The organism is Kitasatospora sp. NPDC057223 (genome assembly GCF_042669755.1).
Lineage (GTDB): Bacteria > Actinomycetota > Actinomycetes > Streptomycetales > Streptomycetaceae > Kitasatospora.
In genome coordinates, this window is record NZ_JBHUWW010000021.1 from 22641 (window position 1) to 42900 (window position 20260).

17 protein-coding genes and 1 tRNA gene are annotated in these 20260 nt (G+C 71.7%); 11 read left to right on the top strand and 7 right to left on the bottom strand.

The annotated features are described in order from the left end of the window. The first annotated feature begins 141 nt into the window (after nucleotides 1-141). The 5 genes from eno (at nucleotide 142) to ACFUK0_RS11090 (ending at nucleotide 5500) form a co-directional block, all read left to right on the top strand. Nucleotides 142-1428, top strand: coding sequence for a phosphopyruvate hydratase (eno, locus tag ACFUK0_RS11070; protein WP_380248523.1), 1287 nt, complete (start codon nucleotides 142-144; stop codon nucleotides 1426-1428). Nucleotides 1429-1540: 112 nt separating this feature from the next. Continuing rightward, complete coding sequence (locus ACFUK0_RS11075) at nucleotides 1541-2044, top strand: septum formation initiator family protein (protein WP_380248525.1); 504 nt, start codon at nucleotides 1541-1543, stop codon at nucleotides 2042-2044. Continuing rightward, nucleotides 2041-2688, top strand: coding sequence for a DUF501 domain-containing protein (locus tag ACFUK0_RS11080; protein ID WP_380248527.1), 648 nt, complete (start codon nucleotides 2041-2043; stop codon nucleotides 2686-2688). The genes ACFUK0_RS11075 and ACFUK0_RS11080 overlap by 4 nt, the downstream gene beginning before the upstream one ends. Further along, nucleotides 2685-3623, top strand: a complete 939-nt coding sequence (locus ACFUK0_RS11085; RefSeq protein ID WP_380248529.1) for an exopolyphosphatase — start codon at nucleotides 2685-2687, stop codon at nucleotides 3621-3623. Before ACFUK0_RS11080 ends, ACFUK0_RS11085 begins: the two co-directional genes overlap by 4 nt. A 509-nt stretch (nucleotides 3624-4132) precedes the next feature. Further along, nucleotides 4133-5500 (top strand): NAD(P)/FAD-dependent oxidoreductase, encoded by a 1368-nt coding sequence (locus ACFUK0_RS11090; protein ID WP_380248531.1) that lies wholly within the window; start codon nucleotides 4133-4135, stop codon nucleotides 5498-5500. Between the two features lie 221 nt (nucleotides 5501-5721). Here the strand turns inward: ACFUK0_RS11090 and ACFUK0_RS11095 are convergent, their stop codons facing one another. Both ACFUK0_RS11095 and ACFUK0_RS11100 read right to left on the bottom strand, forming a co-directional pair. Continuing rightward, nucleotides 5722-8280: an ABC transporter permease gene (locus ACFUK0_RS11095; RefSeq protein WP_380248532.1), complete on the bottom strand. Its 2559-nt coding sequence runs from the start codon at nucleotides 8278-8280 to the stop codon at nucleotides 5722-5724. A 65-nt stretch (nucleotides 8281-8345) separates the two neighbouring features. After that, nucleotides 8346-9119 (bottom strand): ABC transporter ATP-binding protein, encoded by a 774-nt coding sequence (locus ACFUK0_RS11100; protein ID WP_380248534.1) that lies wholly within the window; start codon nucleotides 9117-9119, stop codon nucleotides 8346-8348. A 362-nt stretch (nucleotides 9120-9481) separates the two neighbouring features. Here ACFUK0_RS11100 and ACFUK0_RS11105 point away from each other — a divergent pair. After that, nucleotides 9482-9563 (top strand) — tRNA-Leu (locus ACFUK0_RS11105). Nucleotides 9564-9706: 143 nt separating this feature from the next. On the opposite strand, the gene ACFUK0_RS11110 is transcribed toward ACFUK0_RS11105, so the two are convergent. Further along, nucleotides 9707-9913 carry a hypothetical protein gene (locus tag ACFUK0_RS11110; RefSeq protein ID WP_380248536.1) on the bottom strand — a complete coding sequence of 69 codons (207 nt, stop codon included), beginning with the start codon at nucleotides 9911-9913 and terminating at the stop codon, nucleotides 9707-9709. 265 nt (nucleotides 9914-10178) lie between these two features. On the opposite strand from ACFUK0_RS11110, the gene ACFUK0_RS11115 reads away from it, so the two are divergent. Further along, the gene (locus tag ACFUK0_RS11115; protein WP_380248538.1) at nucleotides 10179-11078 is read left to right on the top strand and encodes a Bax inhibitor-1/YccA family protein; all 900 of its coding nucleotides are present in this window, start codon (nucleotides 10179-10181) and stop codon (nucleotides 11076-11078) included. Between the two features lie 131 nt (nucleotides 11079-11209). After that, entirely contained in the window at nucleotides 11210-11626 is a 417-nt protein-coding gene (locus tag ACFUK0_RS11120) for a hypothetical protein (protein ID WP_380248540.1), read from the top strand. 167 nt (nucleotides 11627-11793) lie between these two features. Here ACFUK0_RS11120 and ACFUK0_RS11125 read toward each other — a convergent pair whose 3' ends face one another. From ACFUK0_RS11125 to ACFUK0_RS11135, 3 genes are all read right to left on the bottom strand, one after another. Further along, complete coding sequence (locus tag ACFUK0_RS11125; RefSeq protein ID WP_380248542.1) at nucleotides 11794-12783, bottom strand: hypothetical protein; 990 nt, start codon at nucleotides 12781-12783, stop codon at nucleotides 11794-11796. A gap of 264 nt (nucleotides 12784-13047) precedes the next feature. Continuing rightward, nucleotides 13048-14268, bottom strand: a complete 1221-nt coding sequence (locus tag ACFUK0_RS11130; RefSeq protein ID WP_380248544.1) for an acetyl-CoA C-acetyltransferase — start codon at nucleotides 14266-14268, stop codon at nucleotides 13048-13050. 99 nt (nucleotides 14269-14367) lie between these two features. Then, the gene (locus ACFUK0_RS11135) at nucleotides 14368-15537 is read right to left on the bottom strand and encodes an SGNH/GDSL hydrolase family protein (RefSeq protein WP_380248546.1); all 1170 of its coding nucleotides are present in this window, start codon (nucleotides 15535-15537) and stop codon (nucleotides 14368-14370) included. A 166-nt stretch (nucleotides 15538-15703) separates the two neighbouring features. Between ACFUK0_RS11135 and ACFUK0_RS11140 the strand changes: the two genes are divergently transcribed. The 3 genes from ACFUK0_RS11140 to ACFUK0_RS11150 all read left to right on the top strand — a co-directional run bounded on the left by ACFUK0_RS11140 (nucleotide 15704) and on the right by ACFUK0_RS11150 (nucleotide 19404). Then, on the top strand, nucleotides 15704-17104 hold the full coding sequence (locus ACFUK0_RS11140; protein ID WP_380248547.1) for a cystathionine beta-synthase: 1401 nt from the start codon (nucleotides 15704-15706) through the stop codon (nucleotides 17102-17104). 447 nt (nucleotides 17105-17551) lie between these two features. Continuing rightward, entirely contained in the window at nucleotides 17552-17890 is a 339-nt protein-coding gene (locus ACFUK0_RS11145) for a hypothetical protein (protein ID WP_380248549.1), read from the top strand. A 212-nt stretch (nucleotides 17891-18102) separates the two neighbouring features. Further along, nucleotides 18103-19404, top strand: coding sequence for an Ig-like domain-containing protein (locus ACFUK0_RS11150; protein WP_380248551.1), 1302 nt, complete (start codon nucleotides 18103-18105; stop codon nucleotides 19402-19404). Between the two features lie 83 nt (nucleotides 19405-19487). Here the strand turns inward: ACFUK0_RS11150 and msrA are convergent, their stop codons facing one another. Then, nucleotides 19488-20153, bottom strand: a complete 666-nt coding sequence (gene msrA, locus ACFUK0_RS11155) for a peptide-methionine (S)-S-oxide reductase MsrA (protein WP_380248553.1) — start codon at nucleotides 20151-20153, stop codon at nucleotides 19488-19490. Between the last annotated feature and the right edge of the window lie 107 nt (nucleotides 20154-20260).

The window sequence follows — 20260 nt, forward strand, 5'->3', positions numbered from 1 at the left end:
GCGCGGTCACACGCTGAGACGGGACGTAGGTCGACGTGGCCCTGCGAGCCCGGGCGGTTAGGCTCTGGTCGTAACGACTCCGCAATCATCCGCAGACACCACAACAGTCCGCGGGTACCTGCTTCCACTAGGAGATGCCTCGTGCCGTCCATTGATGTCGTCGTAGCCCGTGAGATTCTCGACTCGCGTGGCAACCCCACGGTCGAGGTCGAGGTCGGTCTCGATGACGGCAGCACCGGCCGCGCCGCCGTCCCGTCCGGTGCCTCGACCGGCGCCTTCGAGGCGCTGGAGCTGCGTGACGGTGACAAGAACCGCTACTTCGGCAAGGGCGTCGAGAAGGCCGTCCTCGCCGTCATCGAGCAGATCGGCCCGGAGCTGGTCGGCTACGACGCCACCGAGCAGCGCCTGATCGACCAGGCCATGCTCGACCTGGACGCCACCCCGGACAAGTCCTCGCTCGGCGCCAACGCCATCCTCGGCGTCTCGCTCGCCGTCGCGCACGCCGCCTCCGAGGCCTCGGACCTGCCGCTGTTCCGCTACCTGGGCGGCCCGAACGCGCACGTCCTGCCCGTCCCGATGATGAACATCCTCAACGGCGGCTCGCACGCGGACTCCAACGTCGACATCCAGGAGTTCATGATCGCTCCGATCGGTGCGGAGTCCTTCTCCGAGGCCGTCCGCTGGGGCGTCGAGGTCTACCACACGCTCAAGGGCGTGCTGAAGGAGCGCGGCCTCTCCACCGGCCTGGGCGACGAGGGCGGCTTCGCCCCGAACCTGGACAGCAACCGCGAGGCGCTCGACCTCATCGTCGAGGCCATCAAGAAGGCCGGCTACGTGCCCGGCAAGGACGTCGCGCTGGCGCTGGACGTCGCCGCCTCCGAGTTCTACAAGGACGGCGCCTACCAGTTCGAGGGCAAGGGCCTCACCTCGGCCGAGCTCATCGACTACTACGCCGACCTGGTCGCCTCGTACCCGCTGGTCTCGATCGAGGACCCGCTGGACGAGCAGGACTGGGACGGCTGGAAGGCCATGACCGTCAAGCTCGGCGACAAGGTCCAGCTGGTCGGTGACGACCTGTTCGTCACCAACCCCGTCCGCCTCGCCAAGGGCATCGAGACCGGCACCGCCAACGCGCTGCTGGTCAAGGTCAACCAGATCGGTTCGCTCACCGAGACCCTGGACGCCGTCGAGCTGGCCCAGCGCAACGGCTACCGCTGCATGATGTCGCACCGCTCCGGCGAGACCGAGGACGTCACCATCGCCGACCTCGCCGTCGCCACCAACTGCGGCCAGATCAAGACCGGCGCCCCGGCCCGCTCCGAGCGCGTCGCCAAGTACAACCAGCTGCTGCGCATCGAGGAGATCCTCGACGACGCCGCCGAGTACGCGGGCCGCGGCGCGTTCCCGCGCTTCAAGCACGAGGGCTGAGCCCGCCGCGGGGGCCGAGTCCCCGCCGCATCGCCTGCCTGACCGGTGCCCCGGCTCCCACCCCGTAGGGTGGAGGCCGGGGCACCGGCGCGACCAGGAGGGGTGACGGGACATGGCAGGCTGGAAGATTCCGGGCTTCGCGGGGCGTCCGCGCTTCACGAGCCGGGCGACCGTCCTCGTCCTGGTGCTCTGCTCGCTGGTGGCGATCCTCGCCTATCCCACCCGGCAGTTCATCTCCCAGCGCTCCGAGATCTCCGCCCAGCGGGCCAGGGCCGAACACGCCAGGCAGCAGGTCGAGGAACTCCGCCGGGAGAAGGCCCGCTGGCAGGACCCTGAGTTCGTCAAGGCGCAGGCGCGGGCCCGGCTGCACTACGCGATGCCGGGGGAGACCCCGTACATCTCGGTGGACCCGACGGCGGCCGCCAAGGCCTCGGCCGGTCCGGCCGCCGGCGCCCCGCCCGGTTCGGCGGCCGCCGGCCCGGCGACGCCCGCCAAGCCCTGGTACGCGAGCGTCTGGGACTCCGTCGACGCCGCCGACGCCGCGCCCGCCGGCACCACCGCCCTTGCCCCCGTTGTTGCCCCCGCCCCCGCCCCCGCTAGAGACAGCTCCCCATGACCACTGAGAACACCCCCTCCGCCCCCGGCGTCGCCGACGCCGACGTCGCGGCCATCGCCGCCCAGCTCGGCCGCGTCCCGCGCGGACTGCGCGGGGTCGCCCACCGCTGCCCCTGCGGCAACCCGGACGTCGTCGAGACGGCTCCCCGGCTCGCGGACGGCACGCCGTTCCCGACCCTCTACTACCTGACCTGCCCCAAGGCCGCCTCGCTGATCGGCACCCTGGAGGCGGACGGCGTGATGAAGGAGCAGACGGCCCGGCTCGCCGAGGACCCGGAGCTCGCCGCCGCCTACCAGAAGGCGCACGAGGACTACATCGCCCGCCGCGACGCGATCGAGGTGCTGGAGGGCTTCCCCAGCGCCGGCGGCATGCCGGACCGGGTGAAGTGCCTGCACGTGCTGGTCGGCCACTCGCTGGCGGCCGGCCCGGGCGTCAACCCGCTCGGCGACGAGGCGATCGGCATGCTGGAGGACTGGTGGGCCAAGGGCCCCTGCGTCTCCGCCGCCGAGGTGGCCGAGAGCGCGGCGGCCGTCGCCCAGAAGCGGGCCACCGCCGAGGACCACGCCGCCGTGATCGCGGCCAAGGAGCAGCTGGCCGCCGAACGCGCCGCGAAGAAGCGCGCGGCCGAGGAGGAGGGCCGATGAGCAGCACCCGGGTCGCCGCGATCGACTGCGGCACCAACTCGATCCGCCTGCTGGTCGCCGACCTCGACCCGGAGACGGGCGAGATCACCGACCTCGACCGCCGGATGATCGTCAACCGGCTCGGCCAGGGCGTCGACCGCACCGGCCGGCTCGCCCCCGAGGCGTTGGAGCGGACGTTCGAGGCCTGCCGCGAGTACGCCGGGGTGATCGCCGAGCACGGCGTCGCCCCCGAGCGGATCCGCTTCGTGGCCACCAGCGCCTCGCGGGACGCGGAGAACAGCGACGAGTACACGGAGGGCGTCCGCGCCGTCCTGGGCGTCGCCCCCGAGGTGGTCAGCGGGGAGGAGGAGGCGCAGCTCTCCTTCACCGGTGCCACGAAGGAGCTCACCGGCGGTCAGTTCCCGTCCCCCTACCTGGTGTTCGATCTGGGCGGCGGATCGACCGAGTTCGTCCTCGGTACGGACGACGTGCAGGCCGCCCGGTCGGTGGACATCGGCTGCGTACGGCTGACCGAGCGGCACTTCGCCGGGGCCGAGCTGCCGACGCTGGGCCAGATCTCCGCCGCGAAGGCGCACATCCGGGCCGAGCTGGACAGGGCCGCCGAGGTGGTGCCGCTGAACGGCGCGGCCACCCTGGTCGGCCTGGCCGGCACCGTGACCACGATGTCGGCGATCGCGCTGGAGCTGCCCGTGTACGACTCGGAGCGGATCCACCACTCGCGGATCTCCCGGGACGACGTCGCGGAGATCGCCGGGCGGCTGCTGGCCTCCACGCACGCGGAGCGGGCGGCCATCCCCTCGATGCACCCGGGGCGGGTCGACGTGATCGCGGCCGGGGCGCTGGAGCTGCTGGAGATCATGACGCGGACGGGTGCGGCCGAGGTCGTGGTCAGCGAGCACGACATCCTGGACGGCATCGCCTGGAGCATCGCCTGACGGCTCGCCCGGGGCCGCGGTGCGGCCCGGTGCGGTCCGTGGCTTGTCAGGGGTTCCCCTGCCCGGCAGGTCTTACGTTTTCGGCCCCGGAGCGCCTGTTGGGCGCCCGGGGCCGCGGCGCGCGCGGGGCCGGGCGAGAAACTTCGTGAATTTCTTCACATGGCGATCCGGTCATTCGCCGCTCTTTTGGCACACAGGGTGGCCCTGGGTGTCCGATATCTGGGACTGAAGGTCGTCCAGCGGGGTGGCCCGCTGGATCGCAGGTCGGTCTCGCAGTCCGGCGATGGAATCGAAATAGGCCCTGGGAACCCGGGCGCCCCAAGGATCGTTGCTGCTCACGAGGGTCGCCCGAACGCATGTGCTCACGACGGAGCGGGCCGGACGGTGAGCAGCGAGCCGGCAGACGCCCCGGCCCCCCGGAAGCGGCCGCGAAGTGTAGCACGGGGTGTCCAGACCCCTGTGACGGGCCTCACGAAGAGCAGTCCGAAGGGTGCTGGATACTTTCGGATATGAGCACCACGGAGCGTCCTCGCATCCTCATTGTCGGCGGTGGTTACGTCGGCCTGTATGCCGCGATGCGCATCCTCAAGAAGATGCGCTACGGGGAGGCGACCGTCACGGTCGTCGACCCGCGGTCGTACATGACGTACCTGCCCTTCCTCCCCGAGGCGGCCGGCGGCAACGTCGCGCCTCGCAACCTCGTCGCCCCGCTGCGCAGCGCCCTCAAGAACGCGGAGGTGCTCACCGGTCACGTGACCGATGTGGACCACGCGCGCAAGGTCGCCACCATCGCGCCCGCGGCCGGCGAGTCCTACGAGCTGCCCTTCGACTACCTCGTCGTGGCCACCGGCTCGGTCTCCCGCACCTTCCCGATCCCCGGCCTGGCCGAGCACGGCATCGGCATGAAGACGGTCGAGGAGGCGATCAGCCTCCGCAACCACGTCATGGCGCAGCTGGACAAGGCCGAGTCCACCACGGACGAGGCGATCCGGCGCAAGGCCCTCACCTTCGTGGTCATCGGCGGCGGCTTCGCCGGCGTCGAGACCATCGCCGAGGTCGAGGACATGGCGCGGGACGCGGCGAAGATCTACAAGACCGTCAGCCGCGACGACATGCGCTTCATCCTGGTGGAGGCGGCCAACCGCATCCTCCCGGAGATGGGCCCGGACCTCGGTCTGTGGACCAAGGAGAAGCTCGAAGAGCGCAACATCGAGATCTACATCGAGACCTCGATGGACTCCTGCGTCGACCAGCACGTCGTGCTGAAGAACGGCGTCGAGGCCGACGCCTCCACCATCGTGTGGACGGCCGGCGTCAAGCCCAACCCGGTGCTGAGCCGTTTCGGTCTGCCGCTCGGCCCGCGCGGCCACGTGGACACCGCGACGACCCTCCAGGTCAAGGGCTTCGACAACGTCTGGTCGGCCGGCGACAACGCCCAGGTGCCGGACCTCGCCGTCGGCGAGGGCGCCTGGTGCCCGCCGAACGCGCAGCACGCCGTCCGTCAGGCGATCGTCCTCGCGGACAACGTCATCTCGGGCATGCGCGGCTTCCCGCAGGCCGACTACAAGCACAAGAACCTCGGTGCGGTGGCCGGTCTCGGTCTGCACAAGGGCGTGGCGATCCTCTTCGGCAAGTACAAGCTGAAGGGCCGTCCGGCCTGGTGGTTCCACCGCCTGTACCACGGCAGCCGGGTCCCGACGATGAACCGCAAGGTCCGGGTCTTCACCGACTGGACGCTCGCGATGTTCCTCAAGCGCGAGACCGTCGGCCTGGCCGAGATGGAGAAGCCGTTCGAGGCGTTCCAGGACGCCGCCGCCCCGGCCCCCAGGCCGGTCGAGGCCAAGTCTCCCGAGAAGGAGCTCGCCAGCAGCAAGTGACGACCCGGCCCGGACGCGGAAGCGTCCGGGTATGAGTCGGAGGCCCTCCGCCCGGCAGCGTCGCCGGACCACGACCTCCGTGGTGCTCAGCCGGCCGTGCGACCGGGCGGAGTACAGCAGTAGCGAGAACAGCGAACAGCCGAACAGCAGAGAAGGACCCCGCCGTCCCCCTCCCTCAGGGGGCTCGGCGGGGTCCTTCCCGTTGTGCGGCCGGCTGCGGCTCAGTCCGTCTTGATGCTGTCCAGGATGTCCAGCTTGGACGCCCGGCGGGCGGGCCAGATCGCGGCCACCAGGCCGACCAGGCCGGCCAGCGCCAGGAAGAGCGCCAGCCTGCCGACCGGCATGACGGTGGTGAGGCCGGCGATGCTGGACTTCAGGGTGCCGTTCACCGCCCAGGCCACGAAGCAGCCGAGCAGCACACCGATCACGGCGCCGAAGAGCGAGATCACCACGGACTCCAGCCGGACCATCCGCTTGATCCCGCTGCGGTCCAGGCCGATCGCCCGCAGCATCCCGATCTCCCGCTTGCGCTCGAAGACCGACATCGCCAGCGTGTTGATGACACCGAGGACCGCGACGATCACGGACATCGCCAGCAGGCCGTACATCATGTTCAGCGCGAAGGTGATGATCTGGCTGAACTGGTCCCGGACGTCCTGCTTGGTCTTCACCTCGATCGCCGGGTTGGCACCGGTGGAGTCCTTGAGGGCCTGCTTGAGCGAGACGCTCGCGCCGTCGGCGCCCTTCACCAGGACGTCCGAGACGTACGGGTCCCGGTCGTGCTTCGCGATCTCGCTGTTGGCCAGCACCACCGGGCTGAGCATCTCGTTCTTCTCGAACACGCCGCCCACCGTGAAGCTGCCCGTGGTGTCGTCGGGGAAGGTCACCGCGAGGGCGCTGCCGAGGGCCAGTCCGTTGCTCTTCGCGACGTCGGTGCTCACCAGGATCTCGCCCTTGGCGAGGTTGGCGGCCGAGCCGCCGGTGAAGTCCAGCGAGAGCAGCCGGTCGGCGCTCCCGGCGTCGATGCCGGTGATCTCCTTGCTGTGGCCGCCGAGATCCCAGTAGACGGTGGTCAGCGCCGAGGAGGCGGCCACCCCGGGGGTCTTCGCGATCTCCGCCGGGACCTGCGGGGACAGGCTCATGCCGTTGGCCATCGAGACCGTGTAGTCGGCCTTCATCGCGCTGGTGACGGCCCGGTCGATCGCACCGCCCACCGACGCGCCGAGCACGGTCAGGGCGCTGACCAGGGTCAGGCCGATGGTGAGCGCGGCCGCGGTGGCGGCGGTGCGGCGCGGGTTGCGCACCGCGTTCCTCCGGGCCAGCCTGCCCGGCGTACCGAACAGCCTGCCGAGCAGCGGGCCGACCAGCGCGATCACCGGACGGGACAGCAGCGGCAGCAGGACGAACACGCCGACCAGCGCGAGGGCCGCGCCGATCCCGACCGGGACCCGGCCGGAGTCGTTGCCGGTCGAGGCGCCGTAGGCCACCAGGGCCAGACCGCCGGCCGCCAGGACGGAACCGATCGAGTTGCGGATCACCATGCCCTTCTGGGTGGCGGGCTGCTCGCCGCTGCTCATCGCGGCCACCGGGGCGATCCGCGAGGCCCGCACGGCCGGCAGCAGGGCCGACAGCACCGTCACCAGCACACCGACCACCAGGGCCACCACGATCGTCAGCGGCGCGATCACCAGCGGGCCGGAGGGCATGCCCGCGCCGAGCGCACCGATCAGCGCCTGCATGCCGGCGCCGATGCCGATGCCGGCGACCAGGCCGGCCACCGAGGAGACCGCGCCGATCACCAGTGCCTCGATCAGCACGCTGCGGGTGACCTGCTTGCGGCTCGCACCGACGGCCCGCAGCAGCGCCAGCTCCTTGGTGCGCTGGGCCACCAGCATGGTGAAGGTGTTGGCGATGATGAAGATGCCGACGAAGAGCGAGATGGCCGCGAACGTGAGCAGCATCGTCTTCATGCTGTCGGTGCTGCTGGCGATCTGCTTGGCCTGCTCGTCCTTCAGCTCCTGGCCGGTCTCCGTCTCGAACTGCTCCTCCGCCGGGACCTTCGGCTTCACCTGGGCCAGCAGGGCGCTCTCGCTGGTGCCCGGCTTCGCCTGCACCGCGATGCTGCTGTACTGGCCGGGGGTCAGCAGCAGCTGCTGGGCGGTGGCGTGCTCGAACAGGGTGAGCGTGCCGCCGGACCCGACCTCGGGGTCGTCGGTGGTGAAGATGCCGGTCAGCCTGGCGTCGAGGACCGGACCGTTGGAGGCCACCCGGACGGTGTCGCCGACCTTGTAGCCGCCCTTGTCGGCGGTGGCGCGATCGAGGGCGATCTCCTGCGGCGCCTGCGGGCCGCGGCCCTCGGCCATCGGATAGCGGGAGTCGTTGCCCCCGGCGGCGGGGGCGAAGTTGGCGCCGCGCGCCCGCCAGGCCTCGCCGATCAGGTTGCCCTTCTTGTCGGCGACACCGGTGAAGCCGCCGACCACGCCGCGGGCGCCGGCCGCGCCGGGCAGGGCGGCGAGCTGCTGGACGGTCGCGTCGTTGAGCGAGGACGGGCTCCGCTCGCTCTTCTCCCGGGCGCCGGCGCCCGAGCCCGCCGCCGTGTCGGTGATCTGGACGGAGACGTCGGAGAAGCTCTTGGCGGAGCTGTTGGCCATGGCCTTGCCGAACGTGTCGGAGAAGATCATGGTGCCGGCCACGAAGGCCGTGCCGAGCATGACGGCCAGTGCCGTCATCAGCAGGCGGCCCTTGTGGGCCAGCACATTGCGCAGTGCGGTGCGATACATGGATGCGTCCAGGGTGAAGGAGTCGGTACGGGCCGGGGGAGGAGGGCGGCGGGGCCGCCGGCCCGTCAGCTCGTACGGCCCTTGGCGTCGAACCGGCGCATCCGGTCCAGCACGCTGTCGGCGGTCGGGGAGATCAGCTCGTCGACGATCCGGCCGTCGGCGAGGAAGACCACGCGGTCGGCGTAGGCGGCGGCGACCGGGTCGTGAGTGACCATCACCACGGTCTGGCCCAGCTCGCGCACCGAGTTGCGCAGGAAGGAGAGGATCTCCGCGCCGGAGCGGGAGTCGAGGTTGCCGGTGGGCTCGTCGGCGAAGATGATGTCCGGCTTGCTCGCCAGCGCTCGGGCGCAGGCCACGCGCTGCTGCTGGCCGCCGGAGAGCTGGGACGGGCGGTGCGAGAGGCGGCCGGAGAGCCCCACCGTCTCCACCACGCGGTCCAGCCACTCCTTGTCGGCCCGGCGGCCGGCGATGTCCATGGGGAGGGTGATGTTCTCCAGCGCGGTGAGCGTCGGCAGCAGGTTGAAGGCCTGGAAGATGAAGCCGATGTGGTCCCGGCGGAGCTGGGTCAGCTGCTTGTCCTTCAGCCCCACCAGCTCGGTGTCGCCGATCATCGATGAGCCGGAGGAGACGGTGTCCAGCCCGGCCATGCAGTGCATCAGGGTCGACTTGCCGGAGCCCGACGGGCCCATGATCGCGGTGTACTCCCCCTGCGGGAAGACCACGCTGACGTTGTCGAGCGCGACCACCCGGGTCTCGCCCTCCCCGTAGACCTTGTTCAGGCCGGTGGCGCGGGCGGCCGCCTGGCCGGTACGGACGGCGGTTGCGGTCGTCGTGGTCACGGGGACTCCTAGCGATGAGGGGGTGTCGGGCGCTCGGCGGGCGACAGCCCACGCGCTACCTCAATGCTCCGCTGTGTGATCATGGTTTCTCGTCGCTCCGGGGGACGGTTGGCCCCACCGCCGCTGGGCGTACGTCCTGGTGGGCCGCCTCATCCTGCGGTATGACACCGACCCTGACGCAGGACGCTGGCCGGATCGCGTGCCTGCGGTGGCCGGATCGCGGACTGTTCGTCAGATGGCAAGGAAACATGACATGTTCCCTGGGCAGGAACATGCGAAAGAGGGAGCCGGGCGACTAGGCTCAGGGCGTGGCCCACACCGCACGGAGCACTCCGTCCGCGGTCGGGGTCACATCGCTGTAAGCCCGGATGGTGGAACGCAGACACGGGCAGCTTAAAACTGCTTGGCCGCGAGGCCGTGCCGGTTCGAGTCCGGCTCCGGGCACCCCACCGCATACCCTCGCCGCCCTGCGAGAAGCCTGCGGAACGAGCGTCGCGATCTGTCACCCTGGGAACACGGTGGGAGCACGCGACGCCTTCTTGCGTCCGCGGCGCACGTCACGGCCAGGGCCTCGGGCCGGTCGTCGATCAGTGCGCCGACCTCCCCGAGCTGTCGTCCACCTCTGCCGGGGCGACGACCCCGTCGGTCATCAGCTCCATGCCGAGTGGTGCCAGGACCGCGCGGCAGCCGAGGGCCTGACGGTCGTTGAGACCGTTCTCGACGCCGATGCCCTGGTGCCGCCGGCCGGCCGGACCGGGCGGCGGCGTGTCACCGGGCTGGCCGCCGTCGGGCACATCGCCGCGATCGTCACGCTGAACCGCAGGCGCGCACCTCACCGCCGGCGGCAAGCGGGTCTGGGCCGAGCTCGTGCTGCCGACCCCGGTGGCCGTGCCCGAGGTCTCCCGCGCGGTGCACCGTGAGCCGGTTCCGGCAGGGCCCGGCGGGCGCCCCCGCGCAGTGGCTCCGGCGGAATCCTCCTTGCGGCGTACTGGGCTTTCTTTGCCAAGCCATTACCCTGGGCGTGTGGGCAGCGCTGTGCCGCCCCGGAGGGAATGAGCAATGAGAAGCAGCAACCCGGTCTTCTCGCGGGAGGGGTCCTTCACCCGCGACTCCGGCTACGCGGGGTTCGGCACCACGCAGCAGGCGCCGCAGGCCGGCGGCCCGCACGCCAACAACCCTTACGGCAACAACCCGTACGGCAACAACCCGTACGCCCAGCAGCAGGCCCCCGGGCAGCAGCCGCTGACCGACGACCAGCTCGTCGAGATGTACCGGGCACCGTCGGCCGGCCCGGCCGCGACCGGCCGGATGACGCTGGACGACGTGGTCGCCCGGACGGCGATGACGCTGCTGACCCTCGTCGCGGCCGGCGCCGTGGCCTGGTTCGCGCTGCCGGACGCCAACTACGGCGTCGCGATCGGCGCGGCCTTCGCGGCGTTCGTCGTCGGCATGGTCGTCTCCTTCAAGCGGAGCGTCAGCCCGCCGCTGATCCTGGCCTACGCGGCTCTGGAGGGCTTCTTCCTCGGCGCCGTCACCCGGGTCTTCAACGAGATCTGGCCGGGGATCGCGATCCAGGCCGTGCTCGGTACGGCGGCGGTCTTCGCCGCGATGCTGATCGCCTACAAGAGCGGCCGGATCCGGGTCACCCCCCGCTACACGCGGATCGGGATCGCCATCGCGATGGGCTTCCTCGGCCTGCTGCTGATCAACATGATCGCCTCGATGTTCGGCGCCGACATGGGCCTGCGGTCCGGTCCGCTCGGCATCGCGGTCGGCCTGGTCGGCATCGCGCTCGGCGCGTTCTTCCTGTCTCTGGACTTCGCCGCCATCGAGGAGGCGATCCGTCAGGGCGCCCCGCAGAAGGAGGCCTGGCGGGCCGCCTTCGGGCTCACCCTGTCGCTGGTGTGGATCTACATCGAGATGCTGCGCCTGATCGCGATCCTGCGCGGCGACGACTAGCAGCCCCGGCGGTATCGGCGAGCGGCCCGCGATCGGCCGCTCGCGGGCCGCAGTGACCGACCGGACCTCGGAGCCCCGCTCCGGGGTCCGTCGGCGTCCAGGGGCCCGCGCAAGGCCGTTAGGGTCGCGGTATGCCCGAACCGAAGACCCTCGTCGAAGCCGTCGACCGCCTGGCGGATCGTTTCCGCGCGATGCCGCAGACCCGGCTGCTGGGCGCCGTCCCAGGCCACCCCTCCCGGGCGGCGGCCGCGCTGGCGCTGGCCCGGCGGCTGGCGGCCGTCGCGCTGGCCGTGGAGGGTGCCCGCCCCCGGGACTTCCCGGACGCGGGCGCCTTCGCGGCGGGCGACCAGCTTGCGGTCGCCGGGCACGAGCTGGCGGCCGCCCTCACCGCCCTCGACGCCCTCATCGTCCCGGCCGTCTACGGGGGCGTCATGGTGACCCTGCCGGTCGCCCTGGGCGCCCACCCGGCGGGGAGCGCGGTCATTGCCGACGCCCTGCTGGGCGTGGCGCTCGCGGAGGTGGCGGCCACGGCGGACCTCTGCCGCTGAGAGTCGGCGCACCGGCGCGGGCACGCGAAGAGGCCGGCCGAGTCATAACCCCGTGGCCCGGCCGGCCTCTTCGTCCCGCTGCTGCGGATGTTGCTGTGAACGGTGGTGCGGACGGCGCCGCGGACGGTCTGTCAGATGTGCGTCAGGTCACAGGCGTCGCGCGCGGGTCAGATGCTGGCCACGACCCGGTCGGCGAGCACGTACACGGTCTCCTCGTCGGTGGAGAAGGTCAGCGAGTACGAGCCGGAGAAGCGGGAGCCGCCGAGCAGGCGGACGTCCTCGCCGGCCCGGACGGCGTCGATCAGCCGGTAGGCCGCCTCGCGGTCGCCGGGGGCGACGCAGAGGGTGGTGCCGTCGGCGAAGGCGTAGACGTCGAGGGTGCCGAGCGGGCCGGGGCGGACGTCGGTGAGGGCGATGCACTCCTCGGCCAGGGCGGTCAGCCGGGTGTCGGTCCACTCCCGGGACGGGGCCTGGCTGGGCACGAAGTCGGGGTGGGACGGGTGCCGCCGCGGGTCGGGCGCGGCCACCGGCTCGGCCTCGGCCTCGACGGCGGGTTCGGTGTCGAGCAGTCCGGCCTCCAGGCCGGTGGCGAGCAGGTCGGCCTCGCGGCGGGCCTTGGCGTCGCCGCCGCTCTCGCCGGCCGCCATCGCGGCCGGGTGGCCGCCGCCGGGGTGGCCCGGGTGGCCGGGGCGCAGCGAGGTGCCGCCGAGGCCGTCGTCGGCCGCGTCGCCGGCGGGTTCGCCGCCCTCGTTGATGAGGTCCTCCAGCGCGGAGCGCAGGGCCTCGCCGAATTCCGGGTCCATGGTGCCGGCGTTGTCCGCGGCCTCCAGCGGCCCGGTCGGACGGGGGAAGAACAGCGGCCACTCGGCCGCGACGCCGATGACGCCGGTGCCGGCGGGGTTGTCGAACAGTGGCGCGTCCTCGGCCGCGCGGGCCTCCTGCTCGGCCCAGAAAGCCCGGGCCTCGGTGATCTCCCGTTCGCGGTCGGCGGCGAGCGCCTCGGTGACGGCCCGGCGTATCGCGCTCTCGTCGAGCGGGGCGGGGGTGGTGGCGGTCGGCCGTGCGGCCAGGCGGCGGGAGATGCCGCGGAGCTGGAGCAGCACAGAGGTCGACACGACGATGAGGATCAGCAGCAGGACGGTGTAGACGGCGCTCACGGAACGTACTCCTAGCGAGGAGTGGAACGGGGTTACGTCTCCACACTGCCGCATGGGGGCGAGTTACCGCAGGGGCAGATGTCCGATATGTCCATGACTTTCGTACTTGTCCTCAAATTGTTAGTTAACGCCGCTCTACGCAGTGGAGTTGATCCGCTTCGGAGTGTCGATTTTCGGGCCCGATCCGGGTATGTCGAGGGCCGGATCACGATGGAAATGTGATCCGGCCCTCAATTACTCTCCGTCACGCCGAACGGGTGGTGCTCAGCTGAGCCGCTCGATCACCATGGCCATGCCCTGGCCGCCGCCGACGCACATCGTCTCCAGACCGAACTGCTTGTCGTGCCACTGGAGGGAGTTGATCAGCGTGGTGGTGAGGCGGGCGCCGGTCATGCCGAACGGGTGGCCGACCGCGATGGCGCCGCCGTTGACGTTCAGGCGGTCGATGTCGATGCCGAGGTCGCGGTAGGAGGGGATGACCTGGGCGGCGAAGGCCTCGTTGATCTCGACGAGGTCGATGTCGCCGATGGACAGGCCGGCCCGCTTGAGCGCCTGGCGGGAGGCCTCGACGGGGCCGTAGCCCATGATCTCGGGGGACAGGCCGCTGACGCCGGTGGAGACGACCCGGGCGAGGGGCGTGATGCCCAGCTCACGGGCCTTGGTGTCGGACATGATCACCAGCGCGGCGGCGCCGTCGTTGAGCGGGCAGCAGTTACCAGCGGTAACGGTGCCGTCGGGGCGGAACACCGGCTTGAGGCCGGAGACGGCCTCCAGCGTGACGCCGGCCCGGGGGCCGTCGTCACCGGAGACCACGGTGCCGTCGGGCGTGGTGACGGGGGTGATCTCGCGGGCCCAGAAGCCGGATGTGATGGCCGCCTCGGCGAGGTTCTGCGAGCGGACGCCGAACTCGTCCTGGTCGGCGCGGGTGACGCCCTTGAGGGCGGCGAGGTTCTCGGCGGTCTGGCCCATCGCGATGTACGCGTCGGGGACGAGGCCGTCGGCGCGCGGGTCGTGCCACTCGCCGCCGCCCTCCTCGGCGCGCTTGGCGGTGCGGGCCAGCGCGTCGTCGAAGAAGGGGTTGAGGGTGCCGGGGATGCCGTCGGAGGTGCCGTTGACGCTGCGCGAGACGGTCTCGACGCCGGCCGAGATGAAGACGTCGCCCTCGCCGGCCTTGATCGCGTGCAGTGCCATCCGGGTGGTCTGCAGGGACGAGGAGCAGTACCGGGTGATGGTGGCGCCGGGCAGGTAGTCCATGCCCATCTGCACGGCGACGATGCGGGCCAGGTTGTGGCCCTGTTCGCCGCCGGGCAGGCCGCAGCCGAGCATCAGGTCGTCGATGTCCCGCGGGTCGAGCTGCGGGACCTTGGCGAGCGCGGTGGCGATGATCTGGGCGGTCAGGTCGTCCGGGCGGACGTCCTTGAGCGAGCCCTTGAAGGCCCGGCCGATCGGCGAACGGGCGGCGCTGACGATGACGGCTTCGGGCATGACGGCTCCTCGTTGAGTGACCTTCGGCAGGCTGGCCTGGCATCCTGGCGGCCGGCCCGGCCGGACGGACGCCCGGGAGGAAAGTTACCGCTTAGTAGCTCAGGCGTCACCTGCCCCGGCGTGTGAGTTGGCCGACGCGGCGCCGGCCTGCGGCGCGGGCTCCGCCGGGCCCGCCGCGGGCCCGTCCGGGCCCTGGGCCGCCGCCTCCGGTGCGGCGTCCGGATCGGCCTCGGGGGCGGGCAGGCCGAGCCGCAGCCGGTGGCGGATCAGCGCCCAGCGCCGCGCGCCGCCGTCCGGCCCGACCGCCGCCACCTCGGAGCCGGAGTACCCGGCGGCCGCCGCGGCCGCCACCGCCACCGGCAGGACGGCCTCGTCCTCGCCCGCGCCGTCGGCCGCCTCGTCCGCGACCGGCCACAGGTCGAGTGCGGCGCAGAGCGAGGGCAGCATGGCCATCGCGGCCGTCGCGTAGCCCTGGGCGGAGGGGTGGTAGCGGTCCGAGGCGAACATCTCCGGGCGGGCGGCGAACTCCGGCCCGAGCAGGGAGCCGAGCGAGACCGTCCGCCCGCCGGCCTCCACCACCGCGATGGTCTGCGCCGCCGCGAGCTGGCGGCTGAGCCGGCGGGCCACCCAGCGCAGCGGCGGCCGGACGGGCTTGATCGTCCCCAGGTCCGGACAGGTGCCGACGACCACCTGGCAGCCGGCGGCCTGCAGCGCCTCGACGGCCTCACCGAGCTGGCGGACGGACTGCGCGGCCGGGCTGTGCCGGGTGACGTCGTTCGCGCCCACCATGATCACCGCGAGGTCGGGCCGCTGCGGCAGGGCCAGGTCCACCTGGCGGGCCAGGTCGGCGGAGCGGGCGCCCGACTTGGCCACGTTCAGCAGCCGTACCCGCTGCTCGGCGACCGAGGCCAGCCCGGCCGCCAGCAGGGCGCCCGGGGTCTCGCGCCCGCGCAGGACGCCCAGGCCGGCGGCGGTGGAGTCGCCCAGGAACGCCAGCGTCAGCGGCAGCGCGTCCGCCTCCGGCCCGTCCGCGTCCGGCCCGCCGCCTCCCGGGGCGGCGGCCGGCAGGGCGAAGGCCTCCCCGTACACCCCGTCGGCCTTGGGCGGATCGCCGTCCAGTATCCCGACGGCCCGTACGGCCAGCTTGCTCTCGGTCAGCAGCAGGCCGACCAGCCCCACGCCCAGCAGGCCGATGCCGCCGCCGCCGTACGCGGCCGCTGTGGCGATCCGCCGGGCCACCCGGGCCCTCGACTGCGTAGCCCCTGGCATCCGGTACCCCCTTCGCGTCCTCACGTCGCCCCGGACGGGGCCGATCCAGTGTCTGCGTACTCCTGGTACCCGCCTTGGCCGCGCGCTATCGGCGGGCGTGGGCCATCCGTGGCCATAGTCTTCTGAGTACCGAAAACCTGCAGGGCCACAGACCGGGAGGACCCCCGTGAAGTACTACAACTCGATCATCGACCTGGTCGGCAACACGCCGCTGGTCAAGCTGAACAAGGTCACCGACGGAATCAGCGCGACCGTGCTGGCGAAGGTCGAGTACTTCAACCCCGGTGGTTCGGTGAAGGACCGGATCGCGATGCGCATGATCGAGGCCGCCGAGGCCTCCGGCGCGCTCAAGCCGGGCGGCACCATCGTCGAGCCGACCTCCGGCAACACCGGCATCGGGCTGGCGATCGTGGCGCAGCAGAAGGGCTACCACTGCATCTTCGTCTGTCCGGACAAGGTCTCGACCGACAAGATCAACACGCTGCGCGCGTACGGCGCCGAGGTCGTGGTCTGCCCGACCGCCGTGGCGCCGGAGCACCCGGACTCGTACTACAACGTCTCCGACCGCCTCGTCCGCGAGACCCCGAACGCCTGGAAGCCGGACCAGTACTCCAACCCCGACAACCCGGCCTCGCACTACCACTCCACCGGCCCGGAGCTGTGGGAGCAGACGGACGGGAAGATCACCCACTTCGTGGCGGGGGTCGGCACCGGCGGCACCATCTCCGGCACGGGCAACTTCCTGAAGGAGGCGTCCGGCGGCGCCGTCAAGGTCATCGGCGCCGACCCGGAGGGCTCGGTCTACTCGGGCGGCACCGGCCGGCCGTACCTCGTCGAGGGTGTCGGTGAGGACTTCTGGCCGACCGCGTACGACCGGTCGGTCGCCGACGAGATCGTCGCGGTGTCCGACAAGGACTCCTTCCAGATGACCCGCCGCCTCGCCAAGGAGGAGGGCCTGCTGGTCGGCGGCTCCTGCGGGATGGCCGTGGTGGCCGCCCTGGAGGTCGCCAGGCGGCTCGGCCCGGACGACGTCGTCGTGGTGCTGCTGCCGGACGGCGGCCGCGGCTACCTGTCCAAGATCTTCAACGACGACTGGATGGCCGACTACGGGTTCCTGCCGTCCTCGACCGACGAGTCCTCGATCGGCGAGGTGCTGGCCCGCAAGGACGCCATCGAGCACGAGGGCATCCCGCAGTTCGTCCACATGCACCCGCACGAGACGGTCGCCGAGGCCGTCCGGGTGCTCCAGGAGTACGGCGTCTCGCAGATGCCCGTGGTCTCCCCGGGGGCCGGCCACCCCGACATCATGGCGGGCGAGGTGATCGGCTCGGTGGCCGAGAAGCTCCTGCTGGAGGGCCTGTTCGCGAAGACGACCGACCTCGGCGACCCGCTGGAGAAGGTCATGTCCAAGCCGCTGCCGGTGGTCGGCTCGGGCGAGACCGTGACCAGCCTGATGACGGTGCTGGAGAAGGCCGACGCGGCCGTCGTGCTGGTGGACGGCAAGCCGCAGGGCATCGTCACCCGGCAGGACCTGCTGGGGTTCCTGACCAGCCGTACCGGCCACTGAGCCGGTATCAGGGCGCTTCGTCCGGCGGGGGACTGAAACTTCGTCCACCCGGTGAAGTGGTACACCGACGTCACCTCGGCGCAGCATTCGGTTAACACCGGTCGTGCAATGTATGAGTCACGGCAAGACGCCGAGCGAGATGACAGCAACCGTCGGGAGCGGCTCCCCGGCAACCGCGGTCATCTGGGACACGTCGGTCGGCCCTGACCCGGCCCGCCGTGTCTGCCCGTGGGGGACGCCGTCGTCCCGCCCCTGTCCGGTACTGCCGGTCACAGGGTGCGGCGGCTCCCGCGGCATCCACCGCGCCGAAAGGCGCGTCTCCGCGGCTCCCGGGTGGGGGAGCCCAGGCGGAGGCGAGAAGGCCGGTCCCTCTTCGGAGGGGCCGGCCTTCCCGCGTGCGGGCCCGGTCCTGTCCGCACGCGCGTGTGTTCCCGTACCCTCGCACGCATGACCAGCACCGAACCGACCGGCCAGGACGCCCCGCGCTACGTCCGGCTCAGCATCGAACTCATCGCCGAGATCACCGATGAGAAGGCCCTCAAGGCCGCCGCGCTCTCCCAGGTGGAGGACGACGAGTACCTCGACGACGACGAGCGGGCGCAGTCCGTCGAGGCCATCGAGGTGGACCCGTCGGGTTCGCTCGCCCACTTCATCGACCCGGTCGCCCTGCTCGGCGACATCCCGGGTGTCGAGCTCGCCTCGGCGACCTGGGAGTCGGCACAGACCGAGTTCGACCCGGAGGGGGAGGGCTGGGACGAGTACACGGTGGACGAGTCCGCCGAGTGACGTTCCGCCGGGTGGAACACCACTGAGCTGCTGTGACGGCCGCCCGCCCCGTGTGTGCCCCGCGCATACACAGGGTGGGCGGTTTGTCCATATTTGGCACGAAGATAAGTGATCTCATACGATCGCAAGCCATTGCAGGTGCAACCGCAGACGAACGGATCGCATCTCTCCATCCGTAGGGTCCGCGAGGGCGAGCAGCAGGGAGACACGACGTGACCGCACGAGACCGGCGAAACCGGCCCACGGGGGGCAACTGGAGTCGGCGCGGCGTCCTCGCCGGCCTGCTCGGGGCCCCGGTGCTGCTGATCGCCGCCTGCAACGACTCGGACAGCGGCAGCAACGGCGCCACCGGCACTCCGGGTGGCACGGGCACGGGCACGGGCGAGGGGGCCACCGGCGCCGCCTCCGCGTCCCCCTCCGGCAGCCCGTCGCCGAAGACCTCCGTCGCCACGATCACCGTGGTGCCCGCCGACGAGGCCGCCAACGCCAGCTTCAGCGAGCCCGTCAAGGTCACCGTCGCCGCCGGCACCCTCACCTCCGTGAAGGTCGCCGACTCCACCGGCAAGGCCGTCGACGGGCAGATGTCCGCCGACTCGACCAGCTGGACGAGCACCGGCACGCTGACCAGCGGCACCAAGTACACCGTCGCGGTCGCGGCCACCGACGGCGACAAGCTGGAGGCGGACGCCAACACCACCTTCACCACCACGACCCCCGCCAACACCTTCGTCGGGTACTTCACCCCGGAGGACGGCTCGGTCGTCGGCGTCGGCATGCCGGTCTCGATCAACTTCAACAAGCCGATCACCGACCGCAAGGCCGTCCAGCAGGCGATAACCGTGATAGCCCGGCCGGGGGTCGAGATAGTCGGGCACTGGTTCTCCAGCACCCGGCTCGACTTCCGGCCCGAGGACTACTGGGCGGCCGGCACCAAGGTCACCCTCAAGCTCCGGCTCAAGGACGTCGAGGGCGCCAAGGGCTACTACGGCACCCAGTCCAAGGACGTGAACTTCACCGTCGGCCGCAGCCAGACCAGCGTCGCCGACCTCTCCGCCAAGACGCTCACCGTCACGACCGACGGCCAGGTCAGCGCGACGTACCCGATCTCCGGCGGCTCCCCCGAGCACACGACCTGGGCCGGGAAGATGGTCATCTCCGAGCAGTTCCAGCAGACCAAGATGGACTCCACCACGGTCGGCCTCGGCGACGAGTACAACATCCCCGACGTGCCGCACGCCCAGCGCCTGACCACCTCCGGCACCTTCATCCACGGGAACTACTGGTCCAGCCCGGCCATCTTCGGCAAGGTCAACGGCAGCCACGGCTGCGTCGGGCTCCAGGACGCCAAGGGCGGCGAGGACCCGGCCATGAACGGCTACAAGTTCTACAAGAGCTCGATGATCGGCGACGTGGTCGAGGTTGTGAACTCCGGCGACAAGACCGTCGAACCGTCCAACGGCCTGAACGGCTGGAACATGGCCTGGACGGCCTGGAAGGCCGGCAGCGCCGTCTGACCCCCCGCCCCCGCCGTCCGTCCGGACACGACGGCAGGCCGGCCGGCGGGTGCTCCACCGGCCGGCCGACGCTCCGGGCGGGCTCAGCCCTCGGTGCGGGCGACGCCGATCGGGCAGCTTGCGCCGGTGCCGCCCAGACCGCAGTAGCCGCCCGGGTTCTTGGCGTCCGAGAGGTACTGCTGGTGGTACGGCTCCGCCGGGTAGAACGGGCCGGCGGGCGCGATCTCGGTGGTGATCGGGCCGAGCCGGATGGCGCTCAGGGCGGGCTGGAAAGCCTCCCTGGTGGCCTCGGCGGTGGCGGCCTGGGCGGGCGAGTGGGTGTAGACGGCGGAGCGGTACTGGGTGCCCACGTCGTTGCCCTGGCGGTTGCCCTGGGTCGGGTCGTGCGCCTCCCAGAAGGTCTTGAGCAGCGCCTCGTAGCTGATCACCGCCGGGTCGTAGACCACCCGGACGGCCTCGGTGTGGCCGGTCCGGCCGCTGCACACCTCCTCGTACGTCGGGTTCTCGGTGTGCCCGCCCTGGTAGCCGACCAGGGTCGTCCAGACGCCGGGCAGCTTCCAGAAGGTGCGCTCGGCGCCCCAGAAACAGCCGAGGCCGAAGTCGGCGACCTCCAGGCCGGCCGGGTACGGGCCGGTGAGCGGGGTGCCGAGGACGGTGTGCGGCTCGGTCAGGGTGAACCGCGCGGCCGCCCGGCCGGGCAGCGCCTGGTCGGCGGAGACGAGCTCGTTCTTGTGGCGGTTGAACAGCACGGCCTGCTCCAGCTGTCGAGGGGACGCTTGCGGACAGTCCAACGCCCGCCGGCGGCCGCGGATTCCGCAGCGGCGGCGGGCGGCGCCGGGCGGCCCTGGCGGCCGGG